The sequence below is a fragment of the Lutimonas halocynthiae genome, assembly GCF_030409835.1.
Lineage (GTDB): Bacteria > Bacteroidota > Bacteroidia > Flavobacteriales > Flavobacteriaceae > Lutimonas > Lutimonas halocynthiae.
Map to the genome: position 1 here is coordinate 153,080 of NZ_JAUFQO010000012.1, position 23,140 is coordinate 176,219.

A 23,140-nucleotide genomic window follows, 5' to 3' on the forward strand; every position below is an offset into this window, starting at 1 on the left:
AATAAAGTGAAATGATCAAGGAAGAAATAAACCTAATAAGTGATACGATTACGCGCCCTACTAAAGAAATGCTGTCATATATGATGCAGGCAGAAGTAGGGGATGATGTTTTCGGGGCCGACCCAACTGTGATTCAGCTTCAAAAAAAAGTATCAGCAATGTTTGGTATGGAGGCTGCCTTGTTTTTTCCATCTGGCACGATGGCAAATCAGACTGCTATTAAAATTCATACCCAACCAGCTGAACAAATCATTTGCGACAAGTGGTCACACGTGTATAATTATGAGAGTGGCGGCGCTTCCTTTCATTCAGGTGTTTCTTGTAAGTTGATTGACGGGCATAGGGGTATGTTCAAAGCCGAACAGTTGGCAGGAGTAATTAATGATCCGCAATTATACTATTTGCCAATATCTAGTTTGGCTGTAGTTGAAAATACCACCAATAAAGGAGGGGGTGCTTGCTGGGATTATTCAGAATTAGAAAAAATTAAAGCTATTTGTTCAGACAAAGGATTGGCTTATCACCTTGATGGAGCCCGATTATTTAATGCCTTGGTCGCTAAAAACGAAACTCCCAAACAGTATGGGAAGTTATTTGATTCGATTTCAATTTGCCTTTCAAAAGGTTTAGGTGCGCCGATAGGTTCATTATTACTGTCATCAGAAGAAAATATTCAAAAAGCCATCCGTATCAGAAAATTATTTGGAGGCGGTATGCGCCAGGTTGGTTATTTAGCTGCAGCTGGTATATATGCTTTGGATCATCATGTAGAAAGATTAAAAACAGATCATGACCGAGCAAAGAGAATCGGTATTGCTTTGGAGAAATCTGATTGGGTGTTGAAAGTAGAACCCATAGAGACGAATATTATAATTTTTAACTTACATAAGCATCTTGATGAAGGAGTATTCCTTAAAAACCTAGAAAAGGAGCATATTAAGCTCATATCAATGGGGGAGGGCAAATTAAGAATTGTTACACATCTCGATTTTACAGATGCCATGCTTGAGAAAGTAATTGATGTTCTCGATAAAATGCCGATCTAGGTGCTACTCACATTTTAAATAAGCAATATTTTATATATTCGAAATAGGTTATTTTTGTAATGAGACGATCTTCTCATCGTCAGATAGATAAATAATTTAAGAAGATGAAACAAGTGAGATTTATTTTGCCTTTAATTCTAGTAGTAACTTTAAGTTTATCCGCTCAAAAAAATAATAAAACTATGAACAATCAATTGGCTGTGGCTACCTTTGGAAATGGATGTTTTTGGTGTACAGAAGCCATTTTTCAGCAGTTAAAAGGAGTTAAAACTGTCTTACCCGGATATATTGGAGGGGAAGTTAAAAACCCCACTTATAAGGAGGTCTGTACAGGAACAACCGGACATGCCGAAGCTATTCAAATCACTTATGACCCTGAGGTGATTTCGTACAGAGAATTATTAGATGTGTTTTTCTACACCCATGATCCAACAACACTCAATAGACAAGGAGCTGATGTTGGTACGCAGTATAGATCAGCTATCTTTTTTCATAATAAAGAACAAGAATCAGATGCGGTTAAAATAATTGAACAGTTGACTGCAGAAGGTGTTTATTCAGATCCTATCGTTACTGAGATAACTGCTTTTGATATTTTCTATGACGCAGAGGAGTACCATCAAAATTACTATATCAACAATAAGAATCAAGGTTATTGCAGGGCAGTAATTAATCCTAAGTTGGATAAATTCATGAAAAAATATGGTTCAAAGACCAAATAAGTCTTGTTTCGGATTTGATTTTCAGAGAAATTAGATTGTCATAGAAAAAATTCTGGTTTCAGGCTTATTATCAATCAGCTTTAAGTCAAAGGCCATACATATGTTTCTGACAAACATCCGTCCTTTTTCTTTAACGATTAATTTGTTTCCCGAAATTTCTATAAGCCCATCATCAAAAATCTCCTTTAATCTTTCCAGAATGCCTGTTTTGGTATCCTCATCGAGATCCAAATTCCATTCTGTTTCAAGATCGCACATCAAATTAAGAATGTGTTTTCTGATGATAAGGTCATTTTCACTGAGTAAATGGCCCCTGAAGATTGGAATTATACCTTGATTTACCTTTTCAGTATAGTCTTCTACTTTTTTCTCATTTTGCGCAAAGGCATACCAGGAATCACTTATCGAAGACATCCCCAAACCAATCATAAGTTCGGTCTTGCCAGCTGTGTAACCCATGAAATTTCTATGTAATTTCTTAGATTCCATGGCTTTATACAGAGAGTCTGTAGGTAAAGCAAAATGGTCCATACCGATTTCAACATACCCTGCGTCAAAGAAAAGTTGTTTTCCTAATTCATATAAATGACGTTTTTCTTTATCCTTAGGAAGATCACTATCTTCAAATCCCCGTTGACCAACTCCTTTGATCCACGGTACGTGAGCATAGCTGTAATAAGCTATTCGATCCGGTTTAAGCTCTATAGTGTTCTTAATGGTGTTTCTGATACTTTGCTCTGTTTGAAACGGAAGGCCGAAGATTAAATCATGACTAATAGAAGTATAGCCTACCTTTTGAGAGAGTTTATGAATTTTTTCTATTTGCTCAAAACTTTGGATTCGATTGATGGCTTTCTGAACCACAGGATCATAGTCTTGAATACCAAAACTGTTTCTTCTCGAGCCCAAGTCATATAAAGTTTGTAACTGGTCTTCAGAGGTATGGTTAGGGTGTGCTTCATAGCTTAATTCAAATTCCTCGAATTTTTCGGCCCTTTTAAAAATACCGTCAATTAATTTTTTTAGATTTTCAGAAGAAAAGAAAGTCGGTGTACCTCCTCCTAGATGAATCTCTCTTATTTTCGGTTTATCTATCAAAAGATCACAGTAGAGGTCCCATTCTTTCAATACAGTCTCGATATATGGCTGCTCAACACTATGTCTTTTTGTAATTCTTTTATGACAAGCACAAAAGGTACAGAGGTTTTCACAAAAAGGTAAATGAACGTATAAACTGATCCCTTCCTGGTCATTACTTTCCTTAAAAGCTTTAACTGTAGAATCTTTCCAGTGTTCCATAGAGATTCCCTCTTTGTCCCAAAAAGGTACCGTTGGGTAACTCGTATATCTGGGTCCTGGTATATTGTATTTTTGGATGAGTTCCTTGTTCATTTTTTCTTCTTTCTTTCATTAAAGGCGATTAAGCCCCATATTCTTTTACGGCGTCAATAAAGGCCTTTGCATTGTCTACAGGGATATTAGGTAAAATACCATGGCCCAAATTTACAATGTATTTATCTTTACCAAACTCGTTGATCATGTTTGTTACTAACTTCTTGATTTCGGCCGGAGGAGATAATAATCTTGAAGGATCTAAGTTTCCTTGTAAGGTCACACTATTATTGGTCAATTTTCTTGCTATTTTCGGACTTAGCGTCCAGTCAACTCCAAGGGCTGAAACATTAGACTTTGTCATTTCCTCAAGGGCAAACCAACAACCTTTTCCAAATGCTATGACGGGGGCTTCATTGTGAAGCGCATCAATAATCTGTTTGATGTATCTCCATGAAAATTCCTGGTAATCTGTTGGAGATAACATGCCTCCCCAAGAATCAAAAATCTGAACAGCGTCAACTCCCGCTTTCACCTTTTCTCTCAAATAAGCAATAGTTGTATCCGTAATTTTTTGAAGTAATTGATGTGCCGCTATAGGTTGTGTAAAACAAAATTCTTTGGCTTTGTCAAAAGATTTAGATCCCTGGCCTTGAACGCAGTAACAAAAAACGGTCCAAGGGGAGCCTGCAAAACCTATCAAAGGAATCTCATCGTTGAGCATTTCCTTGGTCATTTTGATGGCATCCATAACATAACCCAATTCTTCATTGATGTCAGGAACGATTGTCTGGTCAACATCTTTCTGTGACCTGATAGGATTTGGCAGATAAGGACCAAGACCTTCTTTCATTTCAAAGGGAATGTTCATAGCCTGAGGCACCACAAGTATATCAGAAAAGAGAATAGCTGCATCCATACCATATCTTCGGATGGGTTGAACCGTAATTTCTGATGCGAGTTCTGGAGTTCTACAACGGGTAAAAAAATCATATTTTTCTCTAATGGCTATAAATTCAGGTAAATACCGGCCAGCTTGCCGCATCATCCAAACGGGTGGTCTCGGAACAGTTTCGCCTCTTAAGGCCCTTAAGTATAAATCGTTTTTGATCATAATTATATTTCGTGTCTTACAACAATTTTGTTGTCAATTACTTTTTTTCTATTTGTTTTTCTGAGACCTTGGCCATTGCTATATCTATAGCTATCTCAATATTTTTAAGGTCTTTTTTGCTCAAAGCAGATGATAGGAACCAGGCTTCAAATTGTGAAGGTGGCAAAAACACGCCATGTTCCATCATTTGCCAAAAGAAAACTTTAAAACTATCTGTATTACAAGACTGTGCTGAACTAAAGTCAGTAACCGTTTTATCTGTAAAAAATGGATTAATCATTGAGCCAAAATGATTCACCTGTAATGCAACCCCATGTTTTTCAGCAGCCGATAATAACATATTTTTTATTTTATCAGCTTTCTTATTAAATGCTTTATATGGATTTTGCTTTTTTAATTCCTTTAAAGTTGCTATTCCGCCAGCCATTGCAATCGGGTTCCCTGAAAGCGTTCCTGCCTGGTACATGGCACCTAGTGGCGCAACCATTTCCATGATCTCATTTCTCGCCCCGTAAGCACCTACAGGAAATCCTCCTCCTATAACTTTTCCAAGACAGGTAATGTCAGCCTGAATTCCAAGTAATTCTTGTGCTCCGCCAAATTTTGACCTAAAGCCTGTCATGACTTCATCAGCGATGAGAAGAATCCCTTTTTCCTGTGTAATAGATCTTAACTTTTGGATGAATTCCTGGCTTGGTTCTATAACGCCCATGTTTCCGGCGATAGGTTCAATAATTACAGCCGCAATATCTTGATTCTCATCAATGTGTTTTTGGACACTGTCAAGGTTATTGTATTCGGCAATTAAAGTGTTTTTTACCGCTTCGTCAGGAACACCAGCACTGCCTGGTAAACTCAAGGTAGCCAATCCAGAACCTGCTGCCACTAATAAGGCATCCATATGCCCGTGATAACAACCTGAAAATTTGATAATTTTATTGAATCCGGTATAAGCTCTTGCTAATCGTATGGCACTTAATACAGCTTCAGTTCCAGAATTGACAAAACGTACTTTGTCCATTCCCGGAAATGCATCGCAAACCATTTTTGCCAATTTGATTTCTTTATTGGTTGAGGCTCCAAAACTATAACCTTTTTTTAAGGCTTTCTTTATGGATCGTTCAACTTTCTCATGACGATGACCTAAGATCATTGGCCCATAGGATAAGACAAGATCAATATATTCATTACCGTCTACATCAAATATCTTACTTCCTTTTGCATGGTCGATAAATACCGGAAAGCCACCTACTGATTTAAAAGCTCTTACAGGTGAGTTTACTGCTCCAACAAGATTTTTTTGACCTTTAGTATAGAGTTCTATAGATTTTTCTAAGTGCATTTTTTTATAGTTTCCTTCTGTGATTTTACTAATTTTTTAATAAATATTTTGCAACGTCTTTTGCAAAATAAGTAATAATGATATCAGCTCCGGCTCTCTTCATTGAGAGTAAACTCTCCATCATTACTTTCTCTTCATCGATCCATCCTTTTTCAGCAGCCGCTTTTATCATTGAGTATTCTCCACTCACATTATAGCAGGCAACCGGACGGTCAAAGTTATTTTTTATATCTCGAATAATATCCAAGTAGGAGAGTGCTGGCTTGACCATTAAAATATCAGCGCCTTCCTGGTCATCAAAATTAGCTTCTCTCAGGGCTTCATCTCGATTAGAAGGGTCCATTTGGTAGGTTCTTCTGTCGCCAAAACTTGGGGTTGAATCTGCAGCATCTCTAAAAGGTCCGTAAAACGCAGATGCATATTTCACTGCATATGACATAACCGGCAGATTCGGGAATCCAGTTTGGTCAAGTGCTTCGCGTATTGTTGCAATCATTCCATCCATCATTCCTGAAGGAGCAACCATATCCGCTCCGGCTCTGGCATGCGAGACAACTTGTTTGGCTAAATTGACCAATGTAGCATCATTGTCAACGTCATTATCGTGAATGATACCACAATGTCCATGACTCGTGTATTCACAAAAACACACATCAGTAATAACATAAAGTTGTGGGTAATGCTTTTTAATAAAGCGAATGGACTTTTGAATTATTCCTTGCTCGTTCCATGTTTGGGATCCAATCTCATCTTTTGAGCTAGGGATGCCAAAAAGCAATACAGCAGGAATATTCAAAGCTGAAACTTCATCCAGTTCTTTGGATAGCTTATCCAGTGAAAACCTTTTAATTCCCGGCATTGAAACTATTTCTGTTTCGATATCTTTTCCCTCTTCTATGAAAAGTGGGTAAATAAGATCATTGAGCTGAAGGCTGTTTTCTCTTACAAGCCTTCTGATATTATCTGTTCTACGAAGTCGCCTGGTTCTGTTCATAATCAATGTGTTTATTTTGAAAAATAAGCATTAACCGAATTTAATACACTTTCAACTGACGGTAATTTAGCCTCTATTACTGTTTTAAAGTGTTTTTTAGCTTCCGTAGCAGTTGTATTTCCTATACAAAAAGCCACTTCTTCTCCAATAATGTTTTCGCTTAAAAAGCTTTCAATACCCGAAGGGCTAAAAAAGAGAAGGCCATCGTATTTTTTACCTAATTTATTTGGGCTTAGCAAGGTTTTATAAGCGATAACCTCATTCAAAGTTATTCCAGCTTTATCGAGTATACCTGGCAATTCATCACGTCTTTTGTCTCCACAAAAATAGGTTACTTCTTCGCCTTTTATATTTTCAGCAAGATAATCGGCTAACTTTCCGGCAGCGTTTTCTACGTGCGCTACTTTTCCTATTTTTCTTTCAATGAGTCTTTTAGTTCTTCTTCCTACACAATAAATATGTTCAAAGTCTAATTCATCGGCCATAAAGCTGTCTGAAAGGGCTTCTACGCCATTCTGACTCGTAAAAACAACGTGTTTTATCGGTTTTTTTACTACCGCTGTTTTCAAACGATTGAAACGTATGGTAATAAAATCACTCATGTCAGTACCAATCTCTTGATTTAAAGCGCTTTTTTGACCAATTGATAGGTTCTTAGTTGAAAAAATATTGATGTCTTTTTCTACTTCTCCAATTTTACGCATTAATTTTCTCCCACCTCGGTCAAGAATATAAGAGGCGGCAAAACTTGCAATATCAGTAGTGTGATTTACAGGAACTGCTTTTGAAAATTCTATTTTCTGTTTCCCGTCTAGTCCAAAAAGTGCACCCTTGAATTTAAGTTCTTCATCCTTTATCATTGCCAAAGCTCCGATTGGAGCAGAACAACCTCCTTCAAGTTTATTCAGGAATTCTCTTTCAATTCCAACGCACATTTCAGTCTCCTTGTCGTTTAATTCAGCACAAACTTCTAAGAGCTCAGTATCTTTTTCCAGCGCAGCAATCATTACCGCTCCTTGAGCAGGTGCCGGTAACATCCAGTCTAGTTTAAGTAAATTATCCGGTAACAAGCCAATTCGTTTCAGGCCAGCCATTGCAAAGATGGCACCGTTCCAGTCATTTTCTTCTAACTTTCTTAATCTTGTATTTACATTTCCTCTTAAACCAGTAATGTTATGATGTGGGAATCTGTGAAGCCATTGTGCCTTTCGTCTTAAACTTCCTGTTGCGATAGTGGCTGTTTTCTGGGTAAAGAACTCTTCATTATCTTTTAATACCAGAATGTCATGATGCAAACCTCTTTTAAGCACTGCAGCCTGAACAATTCCTTGTGGTAAAACAGTGGGAACATCCTTTAAAGAGTGAACTGCGATGTCAATTTTGTCATTCAATAAGGCTACATCGAGATTTTTGGTAAAAACACCGGTTGTCCCAAGCTCGTAAAGCGGCTTGTTTAAAACCGAATCTCCAATAGAATCAATTTTAACGATTTCTGTTTCATGCCCTAAGTAAATGAGTTGATTAGAGACAGTATTCGCCTGCCAAAGTGCCAATTCACTGGACCTGGTTCCAATTCGTATAGTTTTTTTCATATTAGTTTTCTGTGGTCTCTAAATCAAATACGTCTTTCATCACTTTAATACTCTGGTTAGCTTGAGTGTTTTCAGACTTTAAGTGCATCGCAAATTTAGATACGATCTTATTAATCATCTGCGATGTGACATTTTCAAGAAGTTCCTCATTCATTTGCTGATGCTTTTTAGAATGTGTAGAAATGGCATCTTGTTGGATGACTTCAAGAGATTTTTTAAGAGAATTTATGGCGGGAGTACTTCTTCTGAACATCAGCCATTCGTAAAATTCAGATTTATATTTTTGAATAATTTCTTCTGCTAAAGGGATCTGTTTTTTTCTCTCCTCAATAGTTTTTTTAGTCTTCTTCGATAAAACATCTACATCAATAACATTAGTGTTTTCAAGTTCATTTATCTGAGGCTCTGCATTTCTTGGTATAGAAAGATCTATAATCAATTGCTTTTTATCGGCCGGGATCATATCACTCAATACCGTAGGATTAGCAGCACCTGTAGCCACAATTACGATATCTGAATCATTTATTTTATCTCTTAGTTCGTCATGTTCGGCTACATTAATAGCAACTTCTTTTGAAAGATCGTGTGCAACAGAATTTGTTCTGTTGATCACCGTGATTGTATGTGCCTTTAAATATTCTGAACAACTTCTTGCTGTGCTCTGGCCTATATCACCTAAGCCATAAACTAAAATGTTTTGGGGTTGCTTTTTACTGTAATGATCTTTTATATATTGAATCGCTGCATATGAAACCGTAGTAGTTCCAGAGCTTAAACTTGTCTTGTTTTTTGTCTCTTTACTGGCGTGAAGCGCAACATTAAAGAGTCTTTCAAGATAGGCGTTTAAGGTGCCTGCTTGTTTAGCAAGATTAAAAGCATCTTTAAGTTGACCTACAATTTCATAATCTCCAAGGATTTGACTGTCTATTCCGGTAGCTATCCTAATAACATGTTCAGATGCATCGCTATTTTTGTATACATATGAAACTTTGGCAAAATCCTCAACAGTACCTTTTGAATACTTACAGAGTAAAGAAATCAATTGGAAAGGATGTTTCGCAAATCCCATAATCTCAATCCTGTTACATGTAGATAATATGATAACACTGTTTATGTTTTGCAATTTCGCTTCTGAAAGGAGTAGCTTTTGATTCTCTTTACTGAGACTAAAATTACTTCGGGTGACAACGTCAGCCTTTTTGTAATTTAAGCCAATCACATAGAATTTTTTGCAATCTGAATTTTTTGTCATATCAGGATGAATCTTAGGAATCGAGGTTTGTAATCGTTACATTCATTAATTTCAAACCAAAATTACGCTATAAGAATTTTTTAAACCATGATTTATATCACATTCCAATTTGTCATTTTTAATATCAAGAAACATTGTGGAATACAATAAGTATAGGCGGTTTCATAAATACTATAATAATTGTACGAAGCAAAAATAGAGAGATAGGTTTGGAAAAGATATCGTTTGAAATAAAAAAAATAACGATAAAAGTTTTCAAAGTATTGCTTAAAAAAAATTCATCATGCTTCAATTTCAAAATTGAAAACTAGTATATTTACCACTGAAAATTATTAAAATTAAAGAAACTTAATTTGGGAAAGAAAGGTGTGTTATTGGTTAATTTGGGTTCTCCGGATAGTACCAAAGTAAAAGATGTCAGACGCTATTTGGATGAATTTTTAATGGATGAAAGAGTAATTGATATTCCGTATTGGAAGCGGTTTTTACTCATAAAAGGAATTATATTAAATGTTCGGCCAAAAAAATCTGCTGCTGCATATAAAAAAATATGGTGGAAGGAAGGTTCTCCTTTAGTGGTCATCTCAGAAAGATTTGCTGACAAAGTGAAGCTAAATTTGGATATGCCTCTTGCATTGGGCATGAGATATGGTTCTATGAGTATCGAGAAGGCATTGAATGAACTGAAGGAACAGGATGTGACAGAGGTGTTTTTGATACCATTGTATCCGCATTATGCCATGTCATCTTTTGAGACAGTAGTGGAAAAAACAAAAGACCTTATTAAAGCGTCTTTTAAGAATATGTCATTAGAAGTGAAGCCCGTTTTTTATAATGACCCGGAATATATTAGGGTGATGAGTGAGAATATGAAGGAACAGTTAAATGGATTTGATTATGATCAGATTTTGTTCTCATATCACGGCATTCCAGAAAGACATATTTTTAAAGGTGATCCAACAGGGTCTCACTGTAAATTGGATGGGACTTGCTGTGAAGTTAGCTCAGAAGCACATAAGACCTGTTATAGGCATCAATGTTTCGAGACGACAAAAGGAATGGTGAAAGAATTAGGTTTAAAAGAAGGAACCTATAGAAATTCATTTCAATCTAGATTGTTAAAAGACCCTTGGCTTAAACCCTATACTGACCATGAATTGGAAGCCATGCCTGAGCAAGGAATAAAAAAATTGGCGGTTATAACACCTGCCTTTGTGGCCGACTGTTTGGAAACCTTAGAAGAAATTGCCATGGAAGGAAAGGAAGAGTTTCTGGCCTTTGGAGGAGAAGAGTTTAAGCATATAAGTTGTTTGAATGAGAGTGAAGCCTGGGTTGAGGTTGTTAAGAAATGGATAGGAGATTGGAATTCTAAATAAAGTATATTGACTTACCTATACATTAAATCATTGCATATCATATTTGTAACCACATGGTTTGCAGGTCTTTTTTATATTATCCGACTTTTTATTTATTATAAAGAAGCAGAAGAGAAAGAAGAGCCAAGTCAAACGATTCTTAAGGATCAATATGCGCTGATGAGCAAAAGATTATGGTATATTATCACCTGGCCTTCAGCAGTGCTGGCTACAATATTTGCAATATGGTTATTAATCTTACAGCCTTATTGGTTAGAGGCAAACTGGATGCTAATTAAATTGGTGTTTGTAGCCTTGTTGTTTGCTTATCATTTATCTTGTCAAATGATGTATAATCAGATTGCTAAAGGTTATTTGAATTATTCTTCGAACGGCTTAAGGATATGGAATGAAGTGGCTACCATCATACTGTTTGCCTGCGTTTTCTTAGTGGTTTTGAAAACAACATTAGGTTGGGTTTTTGGTGTTGTTGGTATTGTTGGGGTTTCAGTATTGCTTATGTTAGGCATTAAGCTATACAAGCAAATCAGAGCGAAAAATAGCTGGGATAACCAGTAAATTAAACTAATCATTAGCGCTCATTTTTTATGGAAGATCTAAGTAAAAAACAAAAATTACTACTCGGAATCTTATTTGATGTGATAGGAATGGCATCTTATATTTTTCCTTTAATAGATATAGTTTGGGCCCCATTATCAGCATTTTTAATGATCAAACTGTATAAGGGAAATGTAGGTAAGATTGGGGGTTTGATTTCATTTGTCGAAGAAGCAATTCCGGGATTAGATTTTTTCCCGTCTTTTACTTTAACCTGGTGCTACGTATACTTATTGAATAAAGTAAAGCCTACTTAATAAAGCGGCCTAAACCCATTCTTTGAAGCATTTTCTTTTCAAAATTCCAGAAAAAAGTGAATTGGCCAAATACCCATCCCACAAGAGGCAAAGTGACCTGATAGATAGGGAAGATCAATAGAATTCTCAAAACGATATAAAGAAAATATGGTTTCGTTGTTTCGGCACTTAACCCAAAGAAATTGGTTATTGGCCCCGCTACCCAAGCAGCAAATGAACCATTAATTGCGAATACGATGAAAATGGCAATTACCTGCCAATTTGAATTTATTCCCCATCGTTTTTTCAATTTCTCCATTATAATCCTAATTTTCGGCAAATGTAAGTATAATATATAAATGAGCAAATTTTGACTGTTAAATATAGGATGCTCAAAATTAGCAGGTGTAGTATCTTTCTTGCAAAGAACAACTGATATTTTTAGTATCTTCCCGCAAATAATTAGGCATATGAAGAAATTAGCTTTACACTGGAAAATATTGTTAGGAATGGTACTTGGGGTTGCTTTTGGTTTCCTTATGGTTAGTTTTTCAGGTGGAAAGGAGATTGTTCAGGATTGGGTTAAACCTTTTGGGACGATATTTATAAATGCCTTGAAGCTGATTGCCGTGCCCTTGATATTAGGGTCTTTAATTTCTGGTGTATCCGATTTGAAGGATATTTCAAAGCTGTCTAAGATGGGAGGGAAGACCATATCGATTTATCTACTGACAACTGTGGTGGCTGTTAGTATAGGTTTATTGTTGGTTAATGTGGTTGTACCTGGTGATTCAATAACTGAGGCAACAAGAACAGAAATGGTGTCCAATTATTCTGAGAACACTCAAAAATATAAAGATGAAGCCGCGGCGCAAAAAAATAGCGGGCCTTTGCAAGCGTTAGTCGATCTGGTTCCAGACAATATTATTGGAGCTGCTGGGGAAAACAGGAATATGTTACAGGTTATCTTTTTTGCCGTTTTCTTTGGAGTAGGGCTTATTTTACTGCCTGAAGATAGGGCTAAACCGGTCAAAGATTTTTTCAATAGTTTTAATGAGGTTATATTAAAAATGATAGACCTGATCATGTTAGCTGCGCCCTATGGTGTGTTTGCTTTATTAGCTGCATTGATCGTTGAGTCGCCAAGTGCAGATCTTTTTAAAGCCCTTGGGTGGTATGCATTAACAGTGGTTTTTGGTTTGTTTATCATGATTGTATTTTATACAGTCTTGGTTTTGATTTTTACCGGGAAAAAGCCAAAGGAGTTTTTGCAAGGCATATCTCCCGCTCAATTATTAGCCTTTTCTACAAGTTCGAGTGCAGCAACGCTTCCTGTTACGATGGAAAGAGTGCATGAGCATCTTGGTGTTGATGAAGAGGTATCAAGTTTTGTTTTGCCAATCGGGGCTACGATTAATATGGATGGAACAAGTTTGTATCAAGCTGTTGCAGCCGTTTTTATTGCTCAGGCATTTGGTATGGACTTGTCTCTTGGTGTACAGTTAGGAATTGTTGCTACGGCAACTTTAGCCAGTATTGGTTCAGCAGCTGTGCCTGGGGCAGGAATGGTTATGTTGGTTATTGTATTGGCCCAAGCCGGAATTCCTGAAGCTGGATTGGCGCTTATTTTTGCGGTTGACAGGCCACTGGATATGTGTAGAACAGTAGTCAATGTTACCGGAGATGCGACGGTTTCTATGCTGATTGCCAAATCTGAAGGGAAATTAGGAAAGCCAAAAGTTCACGATTGGGATGACGATTATCAAAAATCATAAAAAAAAGCGGCCCTAGGGTCGCTTTTTTTTATGACTGAATATTACCATCTTATGAGTACGCTTCCCCAAGTGAAGCCGCTACCAAAGGCAGCCAGAAGAACGATGTCATTTTCTTTAACTAGGCCCTTTTCAGATGCTTCACTTAAAGCAATAATAATAGAAGCAGCTGTAGTGTTTCCATAATTCATGATATTGTTATATACCTGATCATCTTTCAGTTTGAATTTATGCTGTATGTACTGGGCAATTCTCAAATTAGCCTGATGTGGAATGAATAAATCAATATCTGTAGATTGCATTTGATTTGCAGCTAAAGCTTCCATGATCACTTCACTAAACCTAACCACGGCATTTTTGAATACGAATGTTCCGTCCATATAAGGGAAATAAGAAATGTCTTCTTCTTCAGCGTTGATGATTTCGGGTACCCAATGTTTTATACTTGGCGATGTTACAATTAATTTGTCAGCATATTTTCCCTGACTATGTAAATGTGACGATAGTATACCTTTATTGTTGTCTTCAGTTCTTGAGAGTACACATGCGCCGGCTCCATCACCAAAAATTACCGAAACACCTCTTCCTCTGGTTGTCTTATCGAGTCCGTTACTGTGATATTCTGAGCCGATTACAAGTATATTTTTATACATACCGGTTTTGATAAATTGGTCAGCTGTAGAAAGTGCATATACAAAACCAGAGCATTGATTTCTTATATCCAGAGCACCAACCGTATCCATTTCAAGCATGTCTTGTATTTGCACGCCGCAGCCAGGAAAATAATAATCAGGGCTTAAGGTAGCAAATATGATAAAATCAATATCGTCTTTAGTTAAACCAGACTTCTCGATTGCCCTTTCAGCAGCTTTAGCTCCCATCGTAGAGGAAGTCTCATTACTTCCTTCTTTGATCCAATGTCTTTGTTTGATTCCGGTTCGTTCTTGAATCCATTCATCATTGGTATCCATCATTTTTGATAGATCATCGTTGGTAACAATATTGTCAGGTACGTAAAAACCGAGTCCGGTTATCTTAGAGTTATACATGTGTAGAATAAATTTATTTTTTTGTCCTTTAATGGCGGTTTAACCTCAAAAAATCATTGAGTTTCATCGGGAAAGCCGCAAAGTAAAGATAAGTAATTTATTGGATTCTCATAGGTGAGTCAGATCAGTGTCTGGCCGTTTGAAATTATTATTCTGTCATCTTGTCATAATAGATGGTTTGGTATTTAATTTGATTAGGCAAGGTGTACATATTAAATTATAAACTAAGAAATTATGGCAAAAGGAAAAATAAATGTAGCTGTTGAGAATATATTTCCGCTAATTAAGCGTTTTTTATATTCTGATCACGAGATCTTTTTAAGAGAATTGATCTCTAATGCAACAGATGCAACTTTAAAATTGAAACACCTTTCAACGATTGGTGAGTATAAAGGTAATATTGATGATGCGAAACTGGAAATTAAAATTGATAAGGAGGGGAAAAAACTTCATATCATTGACCAGGGTATTGGAATGTCTCAGGATGAGGTGAAAAAATATATCAATGATATCGCCTTTTCAGGAGCTGAAGAGTTTCTTGACAAATTCAAAGATGAAAAGAATGATTCAGGAATCATAGGGCATTTTGGTCTTGGATTCTATTCAGCGTTTATGGTAGCTAAAGAAGTTGAGATACACTCCAAATCTTTTAGAGAAGAGGATGCTGCTGCACATTGGATCTGTGATGGTTCACCTGAGTACACTTTGAAAAAATCAAAGAAAGAAGACAGAGGTACTGAGATTATATTGCATATAGATGACGATTCATTGGAGTTTTTGGAAGAAAGCAGAATCAATGAGCTATTGTCTAAATACAACAAATTCATGCCTGTTCCAATTAAGTTTGGAACTGAAGAAGTAGCTGATCCTGAGCATGAGCCAGCAACAATTACTGATGCAGAGGGTAAAGAGACAAAGGAACCTCAAAAAATGATCACTGTTGACAGGATTATTAACAATCCTAATCCAGCATGGACAAAACAGCCGAGTGAATTGAGTGATGAGGAATACAATAGCTTTTACAGAGAGTTGTATCCAATGCAATTTGAAGAACCGTTATTTCACATCCATTTGAATGTTGATTATCCGTTTAACTTAACAGGAATACTTTATTTCCCTAAGTTGACCACTAATATGGATGTTCAGAAGGATAAGATTCAGCTATATCAAAATCAAGTATTTGTAACTGATAATGTGGAAGGTATTGTTCCTGATTTTCTTCAGATGCTTAGAGGTGTTATCGATTCTCCGGATATTCCATTGAATGTTTCAAGAAGTTATTTGCAAGCTGACGGTGCGGTGAAAAAAATATCATCATACATCAGTAAAAAAGTAGCTGACAAATTAAGCTCTTTGTTTAAAAATGACAGAGAAGGATTTGAGAAAAAATGGAATGACATCAAAATCGTTATAGAGTATGGTATGTTGTCAGAGCCTAAGTTCTTTGAAAAAGCGCAAAAATTTGCTTTGTATCCAACAACAAAAGATGCATTTTTCACTATTGAAGAATTGAAAGAGAAATTAAAACCTTTGCAAACTGACAAAGACGGTAATCTTGTTATCCTTTATGCTAACAATAAAGATGAGCAGCATAGTTTTATAGAAGAAGCTGAAGCTAAAGGTTATGAAGTTTTACTATTGGATTCTCCAATTGTACCGCATTTGATTCAGAAGCTGGAAAGTGAAGGCGAAAAAATTAAATTTGCCAGAGTGGATGCTGATCCAATTGATAAGCTGATTCCAAAAGATGAGGATCAAATTTCTAAGTTGTCAGATGACGATCAAGAGAAGCTAAAAGGAATTATTGAAGGTATTGTACCGAAAGAAAAGTATTCGGTTCAGTTGGAGCCAATGGATTCTAAATCAAACCCTTTTATCATCACCCAACCTGAATTCATGAGAAGAATGAAGGAGATGCAGCAAACCGGTGGTGGCGGTGGAATGATGGGTATGGGCGGATTCCCTGAGATGTATAATCTTGTGGTGAATACGAATAGCGATCTGATGCAAAAGATATTGAAAGCCAAAGGAAAGCAGACTGAGTATGTCAATCAGGCCCTTGACCTTGCCAGGTTATCACAAAACCAATTACAAGGAAAGGAAATGACTGATTTTATTAAAAGAAGTTATGATTTGATGAACAATTAGATTAGACTTTATATTGTTTAAAAGGCCATCCATTAGGATGGCCTTTTTTTTGTGCGTTACCGAAGGGCTCGGAGGTGAAGGGTTCGCAGGTGAAGGGTTCAGTTCTCACCCCTTCACTTCCGATCACCTCGGAGGTGAGCACCTCACCTCCGAGGTGATCGCTAAATGACCCCTCAGCTTAATGAGTAATTGTGATCCATAAAAAAATCCGATTGAGTGATCAATCGGATTTTAAATATTTTATGTTAACTATTTTTATTCTACTGGAAAATCAAAATAAGTATTTGGAAATGGCTCATCTTTTAAAGTGAAATGCCACCATTCTTGAGCATAAGATTGCCATCCGTGTTTTTCCATTCTCCTTTTTAATAATAGTCTAAGTGAATGTTGATTTTTAGATATGGATGAGGTGTGATCTGTGCTAGAGACTTCATCAAACAAGTCATAAGGACTTCCCATATTTAGAATTTGTTTGGTCTTTAAGGATACGATAGTTAAATCAACTGTACTTCCTCGGCTATGCCCGGATTTTGTTGAAATATATCCCTTCGCAAATAGGTCTTTTTTATCTAGATTTGGGTAGAACTCCATTTTTGTCGAAGTATCTGAAGCGTCCTCAGCCCATTTCATAAAATGATCTGTTGCTCTCTGTGGTCTATATGCATCATATATTAATAAACCAAAGCCAAGTCTTTCAAGCTCATCCTGCACTTTTTTCAGTGCGGCTGCTGCTTCTTTAGTTAGAAGTACTTTGGGTTCATTATAACCTTCGATTGGTGTTCCAACAAAATTATTGGAACCGTAATATCTGAGATCAGATCTTAGGTTGGGCATAAGTTCCTTTAGGTCGATAAAATCTTCCTTGGAAGGCGGCCCTTCGTTATTACCATTGTTCACAGTGGTAAAACTTAGTAGTGCTATGACTACAAAACTCTTTAAAATTATATTCAATTTCATTGTTGCAATTGTTAAGAATGCTTGTTTAGAACGAAGATTTAACATTTTTAGTATTTTTTAACAGTATTTATTTAACATTTGAATTAACTGATAGTGATTTTACTTATAACTGAAGTGAAGTGCGGGCCTAGATGAAGAAGAAAAATTGAAAAGATTTATTTGTATTAATTTAAGTATTTACCTTAGAGGAATCATTAGCAGGTATAATCAAATTAATAGGGCATGTTCAAGATTAAAAAGAAAGCAGCAGCTACAAATGCAGAGTTAGAGCGAGGAAAAGAGATCTTATTTAGTTTAAAGATCCTGATGAATGTTTTATTCACTTTACTTATTTTTCAGACTTTTTTAATTCTTCCTAGGCCTGAAGATCCAGATCTGGAATACTTTACTTTAGAGCAGATTTTTGCGGAAAACATTCCTAAGCTAACTGTTATGCTGGTGGGGCTTATTTTAATAGGAATTTATTGGATTCAAATTAACAAACAGCTAGGAAATCTTGTGAGGAGCTCAGGGGTTCATGCTTCAGTGGGCTTGGCGCAAATGGTTTGCCTGATGTTGTATTTATATTTTGTAAGGTTTGATATGGAATTTGATGGTTTGAGTATCGCATTACAGATGCAAAGTGTTTTTTTAGCTCTTGCAGGATTATTAGGTGTTTTTAACTGGTTCTACGCAAGAAGTAATAAGTTAACCTCCGATCAGATTAATGATTCTGAAGAAAAACGCATGTTTTATCAAATGCTTCCCGAGCCACTGGCGGCATTATTTTCACTGCCTTTTGCAACAATGGGAGGAGAGGTCTGGTCATTGTCTTTTTTGATTATACTGCCATTGTCGTTTATATTTAATAAAATAAGTAAGTAACAAATGAAGACTATCCCCAACAGGAACAGCGTTAGGGATTTCCTTGAGGCTGTAGTGAATCAGAAAAGCCAACGCTGCCGAAATGGTTCTATTTTTAGAAGAACTCACCGGATTTTCACCAAGAAAACAGAACCTGGTTGTCTATATCATGAATGGTTGTGAGCACTAAAAGGAAAAGTTAAAGGTATTGGGCACCTATAGGGTTGGGAAAATCATGCCTATCTCCTAAGAGTCTTTATGATATAGATCTAGACATCTTAAAAGTAAGATTATAGACTCCATCCAATTAATGCAAAAAATATACCTAGTTATATAAAGATGTCATTCAAGACTTTTGCCAGTCTTATCCCAGATTTTTGCAACTGTGAGGTGACTACTTCAAAATGGTCGTAAGAATATCTATAACTCAATTTGGCTTCTGGTTTTGCGGAAGCATAAACTTTCTTGGCAAGACCTTGTGATTCATAGGTCCAATCAAGAATGCTCCCTTTTTGAATGCTCTCAACCTGAGCTTTTGATAGTTTTTTTCGGTTGCTTACCAACTCAGAATAGCTCATATTGTAAAAACTGATCATCTCAGAATCCCAAACCCGATGCAGGTTTGATTTTTTACGATGCCATTCTAATTTAATATCATTTCCTCCTCTGTCTTCTTCACGTCCAACGTGCAAAGGCTGGTGAAGGTCACCGATTAAATGAACGAGGAATTTGAGAAAAAATACTTTGTCTTGCTCAGAGGCATTAGGATCTTTTAAAACGTCGATACAATGATCTATTCCTATAACAATATCACCTCTTTTATTTATTTTGCTGTCTTCGTATTTTGTGTCAAACGGAAAGTTTACAAAGTGCCAGGTGTAGTATTTGTCATAAGCATCGTCTGATTTAATGTCGTCTCCAAAGGTAGAAACTAAAGCCAGGCCTTGTCCTCCAAGTAGTTTTTCAATTTCCTTTTTTGCTTTTTTACTTAAATGAAACTCTGCAATTTCGCCAATAGCACGATGCCCTGTGGAGCCCCAATCAGGTTTGTTAACCGCGTAAGAGGTGTTAAAAATAAAGGATAATGTAAGAAGTAGGAAGAAATTTTTCATGATGCATTTTTGTTGGTGCTAAGGTATAAAAAAAGAGGGCTTATTTTTTAAATAAACCCTCTAGTTACACAAATTTAACCAATTCAGCGTATTTCTGCTGAAAGATCTTTATAAAGAGACAAACTCTTAATGTTCATTCATTCTGAAGTCTGGATAAGCATCCATACCATGCTCAAATCCGTCAAGACCTTCAAGTTCTTCTTTTTCAGAAACTCGTATGCCTACTGTTTTCTTCAGCGTATATAGAATGATAAATGAAGAAAGGATACAGAATACTGCATAAGAAGCGATTCCAACAAATTGACTGATCAACTGATCTATGCCAGCCAGGTTTCCGAAAATTCCTACAGCTAAAGTTCCCCATATTCCACAAATAAGGTGAACTGCAATGGCTCCAACAGGATCATCTAATTTGATTTTATCAACTAAGGCAACAGCAAAAACAATAATTGCTCCACCAATACCACCAATTAAAATGGCGTCAGTAGGTGACATTTGATCTGCACCTGCAGTGATACTCACAAGACCACCAAGAATACCGTTCAAGTACATGGTAAGGTCAAGATTTTTATACATTGCTGTAGATACTAAGAAAGATACAACCCCACCTGCAGCAGCAGCCAAACAGGTTGTTACTAAAGTCAATGATGTTAATTCAGGATCAGCTGAAAGTACAGAACCTCCGTTGAATCCAAACCAGCCTAACCAAAGGATTAGAACACCTGCGGTTGCAATTGGAATGCTGTGACCAGGAATCGCCATTGGCTTTCCGTCCTTAAATTTACCAATACGAGCTCCTAATAACCAAACGGCAACTAAAGCAGCCCAACCTCCAACAGAGTGTACAAGCGTAGACCCGGCAAAGTCATAAAAAGGTGTTTCTCTCATATCTAAGAATCCACCACCCCATTTCCATGAACCGGCTATCGGGTAGACAAGACCAACATAAACGATCACAAAAATCATAAAGGGTACAATCTTAATTCTTTCAGCAACTGCACCAGAAACAATCGTTGCAGCAGTAGCAGCGAACATCCCTTGGAAAAGGAAGTCTGTCCACCAGGTATAACCTCCATCTGCGTAAGCAGCAGTCATACCTCCTTCAGGAGCTGTAATTCCGAATCCTGCAAATCCGAAGAAACCAGAAGAGCCTTCAGCGAAACCAGGATACATCATGTTGAATCCAACCAAACAGTAAAGCAAAAGCCCTACAGTAATGATAAAAATGTTTTTAAATAAAATGTTAATCGTGTTCTTTTGTCTGGTCAATCCTATTTCAAGGAAGGCAAAGCCTAAGTGCATAAAGAAAACCAGTGCTGTACAGATCATCATCCATACATTATTTATAGTAAGTAATTCCATGTCTAAATTAATTTTACGTTAGTTATAGGTTAAAGTGTATCACCACCTTTTTCACCGGTTCTTATTCTGTAACACTCAGCGATGTCTGACACAAAGATCTTTCCATCTCCAACTTCTCCGGTGGATCCTGCATCAAGAATTGCCTTGATGGTTACCTCTTCAAAATCATCATTGACTACGATAGAAAGAAATCTCCTTTGAATACTACTTGTACTGTAAGACACACCTCTATAGACATGACCTTCTTTTTCATTTCCTCTACCCGTGGCATCCCAGTAAGAGAAGAAATTCACTCCAACGCTATGCAGCGCTTCTTTTACATCAGAATATTTTGATTTTCTGATAATTGCTTCAATTTTCTTCATGATTTGTTATTGTTTAAAATTTGTATACAGCTGCTACTAAGAAAGATGCTAAAGAGCCAGTTGGATCAAGATCATCATTCAAGAAGGTATCTTCACTTGTAGTGTCTATTCTGAATTCAGGAATGATCATTAGGTCTCCTATCGCATAATTTCCAGTTAATGTGAATTCAAATGCATTGGCATCTCCATTGTCATCATATCCGCCGATAGCGCCTACACCACCTTTACCTTCTCCGAAGTATTCAGCTCTAAATCCAAGAACAAATGATTCAGATGTTTGTAATTGTGGGTAAATGGCTACACCATAAAATGATGCATCAGTATCGTTGTCAACATAGTAAGTTGAGTTAAGTCCTAAGAAAAATGAATCACTTATGTCAAACCCAGTAGTAAGATCAACCTGGAACTGAGGGCCATACAAGAAGTTTAAATAAGTTCCTTTATATCCTACCTGAGCACCGAATGTGTAATTGTTGGTTGGGTTGAAGTTAGTCAAATCATTGTCATTCATAATGGCTCCCATTAAAGACCAGTCGTCATTAATTGCATAGTCCAGTTTCAAACCAGTATGCGAAAACGGACCATAAGAGAACATATAAGAAGTAGAGTAGTTAAAGTTCCCTGTTGGAGAAATTACTTCGTATCCTAAGAAGGTGTTAAAATTACCAAATGTAAGTGTCACTTTATCCGACACATTCCAGTAAACATATAGCTGGTTCACAACTTGAGAACTGTTCCCTAAGTCTGGTGCACCGTCACCATCAATATCCCATTGTAAAGAACCGAATACGGCATCTGTTCCACGAGGACCAAAAACTAAATCGGCAACTGCACCCACTTTTTTGCCTTCATAAGAAATGATGGCATTTGCCATTCCAATAGCAAAACCATTTCCATTAGCAAAAGACGTATTAGGTGTTTGACTGAATTCTCCTCCATTAGGAGCTCCTATGTTTGTTTTATAGTAGGCATCAACACTACCACTAAATGTAAATTTTTTCTTTGGGGCTTCTTCTGAAGCTGGAATTGAATCTTGCGCATATGTTATAAAGACTGAAAATAACATTGCTAGAGTAAATAGATTTTTCATGCGATAATTTTTAATAATTAATAATGAGTTAATAGTAATTATATTTCTATTGATTAATCGTGGTAAAAATAAGCAATATGGCAATACCCCAAAAAAAAATAGGGTATGTGAGTAAAAATTGTGTATTTGAGAAAATGACCCCTACAAAAATTGGGGTATATGAAAATAAATTACATATTTTTTTATATTCTCAATAATTGGAATCATAATATCAATAAAAATGATAGAAATTGATATTAAAATAATATATTTGTAGTATTAATATAATATATCTAAAAGCATATATTCACAATAATTCCTATAAATTGAGTAAAAAATGAACATTTTTGAATACTTGAGAGTATAACATCAAGTAGTAAGGGATTATGGATGAATAATTGGTAATTTTGATATCATAAGTAGAACAAAAGACAATAAGATGAATATGAAAGAGTATAAAATAATAAAGCAAACAGGAACTGCAGTGAAGTCTCAGCAGAATTTTGAAGACCTGATCAATAGCTATGCAAAAATGAATTGGACAGTAATCAATATGTTTACGCATCGAGGCATTTTAAAAGCCTTAATTGAAAGAGATAAAAAGGAAGAAGAATCTTGATTGATGATATCATACTATATGATGTTTTTATCACCTATTATTAAGTTATTGATATGAAAAGTAAAAAAGCTTTTGCTTTGAGAGTCGAAGCCGACATTTTTAAGGAAGTGGAAAAACTGGCTAAAGAAGAGTTTCGGTCAACGAACGGTCAGATAGAATGGATGCTTAGCAAACAACTAAAAGATTCGGGTAGGCTATCTGATAAAGAAGACAGTGAAGGGCTCGCTTAAGTGAGCCCCTC

General features: G+C 36.4%; 23 protein-coding genes. 10 read left to right on the forward strand and 13 right to left on the reverse strand.

The features are described 5' to 3' along the window. Window positions 1–11 precede the first annotated feature (11 nt). Both QWY87_RS12325 and msrA read left to right on the forward strand, forming a co-directional pair. Complete coding sequence (locus QWY87_RS12325; RefSeq protein ID WP_290291598.1) at window positions 12–1,046, forward strand: threonine aldolase family protein; 1,035 nt, start codon at window positions 12–14, stop codon at window positions 1,044–1,046. 182 nt (window positions 1,047–1,228) lie between these two features. Beyond that, window positions 1,229–1,768 (forward strand): peptide-methionine (S)-S-oxide reductase MsrA, encoded by a 540-nt coding sequence (msrA, locus tag QWY87_RS12330; RefSeq protein ID WP_290291600.1) that lies wholly within the window; start codon window positions 1,229–1,231, stop codon window positions 1,766–1,768. Between the two features lie 30 nt (window positions 1,769–1,798). On the opposite strand, the gene hemN is transcribed toward msrA, so the two are convergent. From hemN to hemA, 6 genes are read right to left on the reverse strand one after another with little or no spacing between them, the layout of a single operon-like run. Continuing rightward, complete coding sequence (gene hemN, locus QWY87_RS12335; RefSeq protein ID WP_290291602.1) at window positions 1,799–3,160, reverse strand: oxygen-independent coproporphyrinogen III oxidase; 1,362 nt, start codon at window positions 3,158–3,160, stop codon at window positions 1,799–1,801. Window positions 3,161–3,188: 28 nt separating this feature from the next. Beyond that, window positions 3,189–4,214 carry a uroporphyrinogen decarboxylase gene (hemE, locus tag QWY87_RS12340; protein WP_290291604.1) on the reverse strand — a complete coding sequence of 342 codons (1,026 nt, stop codon included), beginning with the start codon at window positions 4,212–4,214 and terminating at the stop codon, window positions 3,189–3,191. A 37-nt stretch (window positions 4,215–4,251) separates the two neighbouring features. Beyond that, complete coding sequence (hemL, locus tag QWY87_RS12345; RefSeq protein ID WP_290291606.1) at window positions 4,252–5,556, reverse strand: glutamate-1-semialdehyde 2,1-aminomutase; 1,305 nt, start codon at window positions 5,554–5,556, stop codon at window positions 4,252–4,254. Between the two features lie 28 nt (window positions 5,557–5,584). Continuing rightward, a complete protein-coding gene (gene hemB / locus QWY87_RS12350; RefSeq protein ID WP_290291608.1) occupies window positions 5,585–6,550 on the reverse strand; it encodes a porphobilinogen synthase in 966 nt (321 codons plus the stop codon). Between the two features lie 11 nt (window positions 6,551–6,561). After that, window positions 6,562–8,142: a hydroxymethylbilane synthase gene (hemC, locus tag QWY87_RS12355; RefSeq protein ID WP_290291609.1), complete on the reverse strand. Its 1,581-nt coding sequence runs from the start codon at window positions 8,140–8,142 to the stop codon at window positions 6,562–6,564. Between the two features lies 1 nt (window position 8,143). After that, complete coding sequence (gene hemA, locus QWY87_RS12360; RefSeq protein WP_290291611.1) at window positions 8,144–9,394, reverse strand: glutamyl-tRNA reductase; 1,251 nt, start codon at window positions 9,392–9,394, stop codon at window positions 8,144–8,146. Between the two features lie 353 nt (window positions 9,395–9,747). Between hemA and hemH the strand changes: the two genes are divergently transcribed. From hemH to QWY87_RS12375, 3 genes are read left to right on the forward strand one after another with little or no spacing between them, the layout of a single operon-like run. Next, on the forward strand, window positions 9,748–10,770 hold the full coding sequence (hemH, locus tag QWY87_RS12365; RefSeq protein WP_290291613.1) for a ferrochelatase: 1,023 nt from the start codon (window positions 9,748–9,750) through the stop codon (window positions 10,768–10,770). A 6-nt stretch (window positions 10,771–10,776) separates the two neighbouring features. Next, a complete protein-coding gene (locus tag QWY87_RS12370; RefSeq protein ID WP_290291615.1) occupies window positions 10,777–11,328 on the forward strand; it encodes a CopD family protein in 552 nt (183 codons plus the stop codon). A 29-nt stretch (window positions 11,329–11,357) separates the two neighbouring features. Then, window positions 11,358–11,624, forward strand: a complete 267-nt coding sequence (locus QWY87_RS12375) for a hypothetical protein (RefSeq protein ID WP_290291616.1) — start codon at window positions 11,358–11,360, stop codon at window positions 11,622–11,624. On the opposite strand, the gene QWY87_RS12380 is transcribed toward QWY87_RS12375, so the two are convergent. After that, window positions 11,617–11,922, reverse strand: a complete 306-nt coding sequence (locus tag QWY87_RS12380) for a DUF6787 family protein (RefSeq protein ID WP_290291618.1) — start codon at window positions 11,920–11,922, stop codon at window positions 11,617–11,619. The genes QWY87_RS12375 and QWY87_RS12380 overlap by 8 nt on opposite strands. 151 nt (window positions 11,923–12,073) lie before the next feature. On the opposite strand from QWY87_RS12380, the gene QWY87_RS12385 reads away from it, so the two are divergent. Further along, window positions 12,074–13,378 carry a dicarboxylate/amino acid:cation symporter gene (locus QWY87_RS12385; RefSeq protein WP_290291621.1) on the forward strand — a complete coding sequence of 435 codons (1,305 nt, stop codon included), beginning with the start codon at window positions 12,074–12,076 and terminating at the stop codon, window positions 13,376–13,378. 41 nt (window positions 13,379–13,419) lie between these two features. Here QWY87_RS12385 and QWY87_RS12390 read toward each other — a convergent pair whose 3' ends face one another. Further along, window positions 13,420–14,424 (reverse strand): 3-oxoacyl-ACP synthase III family protein, encoded by a 1,005-nt coding sequence (locus QWY87_RS12390; protein ID WP_290291622.1) that lies wholly within the window; start codon window positions 14,422–14,424, stop codon window positions 13,420–13,422. Window positions 14,425–14,658: 234 nt separating this feature from the next. Between QWY87_RS12390 and htpG the strand changes: the two genes are divergently transcribed. After that, window positions 14,659–16,572, forward strand: coding sequence for a molecular chaperone HtpG (htpG, locus tag QWY87_RS12395; RefSeq protein ID WP_290291623.1), 1,914 nt, complete (start codon window positions 14,659–14,661; stop codon window positions 16,570–16,572). A 255-nt stretch (window positions 16,573–16,827) separates the two neighbouring features. Here the strand turns inward: htpG and QWY87_RS12400 are convergent, their stop codons facing one another. After that, window positions 16,828–17,529 carry a M15 family metallopeptidase gene (locus tag QWY87_RS12400; protein WP_290291625.1) on the reverse strand — a complete coding sequence of 234 codons (702 nt, stop codon included), beginning with the start codon at window positions 17,527–17,529 and terminating at the stop codon, window positions 16,828–16,830. Between the two features lie 222 nt (window positions 17,530–17,751). Between QWY87_RS12400 and QWY87_RS12405 the strand changes: the two genes are divergently transcribed. Further along, a complete protein-coding gene (locus QWY87_RS12405; protein WP_290291628.1) occupies window positions 17,752–18,393 on the forward strand; it encodes a hypothetical protein in 642 nt (213 codons plus the stop codon). Window positions 18,394–18,701: 308 nt separating this feature from the next. Here the strand turns inward: QWY87_RS12405 and QWY87_RS12410 are convergent, their stop codons facing one another. From QWY87_RS12410 to QWY87_RS12425, 4 genes are all read right to left on the reverse strand, one after another. Beyond that, window positions 18,702–19,484: a S1/P1 nuclease gene (locus tag QWY87_RS12410; protein WP_290291631.1), complete on the reverse strand. Its 783-nt coding sequence runs from the start codon at window positions 19,482–19,484 to the stop codon at window positions 18,702–18,704. A gap of 126 nt (window positions 19,485–19,610) precedes the next feature. Next, entirely contained in the window at window positions 19,611–20,846 is a 1,236-nt protein-coding gene (locus QWY87_RS12415) for an ammonium transporter (protein ID WP_290291633.1), read from the reverse strand. 29 nt (window positions 20,847–20,875) lie between these two features. Continuing rightward, complete coding sequence (locus QWY87_RS12420; RefSeq protein ID WP_290291636.1) at window positions 20,876–21,211, reverse strand: P-II family nitrogen regulator; 336 nt, start codon at window positions 21,209–21,211, stop codon at window positions 20,876–20,878. A 13-nt stretch (window positions 21,212–21,224) separates the two neighbouring features. Further along, window positions 21,225–22,301 carry a porin gene (locus QWY87_RS12425; RefSeq protein ID WP_290291638.1) on the reverse strand — a complete coding sequence of 359 codons (1,077 nt, stop codon included), beginning with the start codon at window positions 22,299–22,301 and terminating at the stop codon, window positions 21,225–21,227. A gap of 424 nt (window positions 22,302–22,725) precedes the next feature. Between QWY87_RS12425 and QWY87_RS12430 the strand changes: the two genes are divergently transcribed. Both QWY87_RS12430 and QWY87_RS12435 read left to right on the forward strand, forming a co-directional pair. Next, on the forward strand, window positions 22,726–22,899 hold the full coding sequence (locus QWY87_RS12430) for a DUF4177 domain-containing protein (RefSeq protein WP_290291640.1): 174 nt from the start codon (window positions 22,726–22,728) through the stop codon (window positions 22,897–22,899). A gap of 53 nt (window positions 22,900–22,952) precedes the next feature. Continuing rightward, on the forward strand, window positions 22,953–23,129 hold the full coding sequence (locus QWY87_RS12435; RefSeq protein WP_290291642.1) for a type II toxin-antitoxin system antitoxin: 177 nt from the start codon (window positions 22,953–22,955) through the stop codon (window positions 23,127–23,129). The last annotated feature ends 11 nt before the right edge of the window (window positions 23,130–23,140 follow it).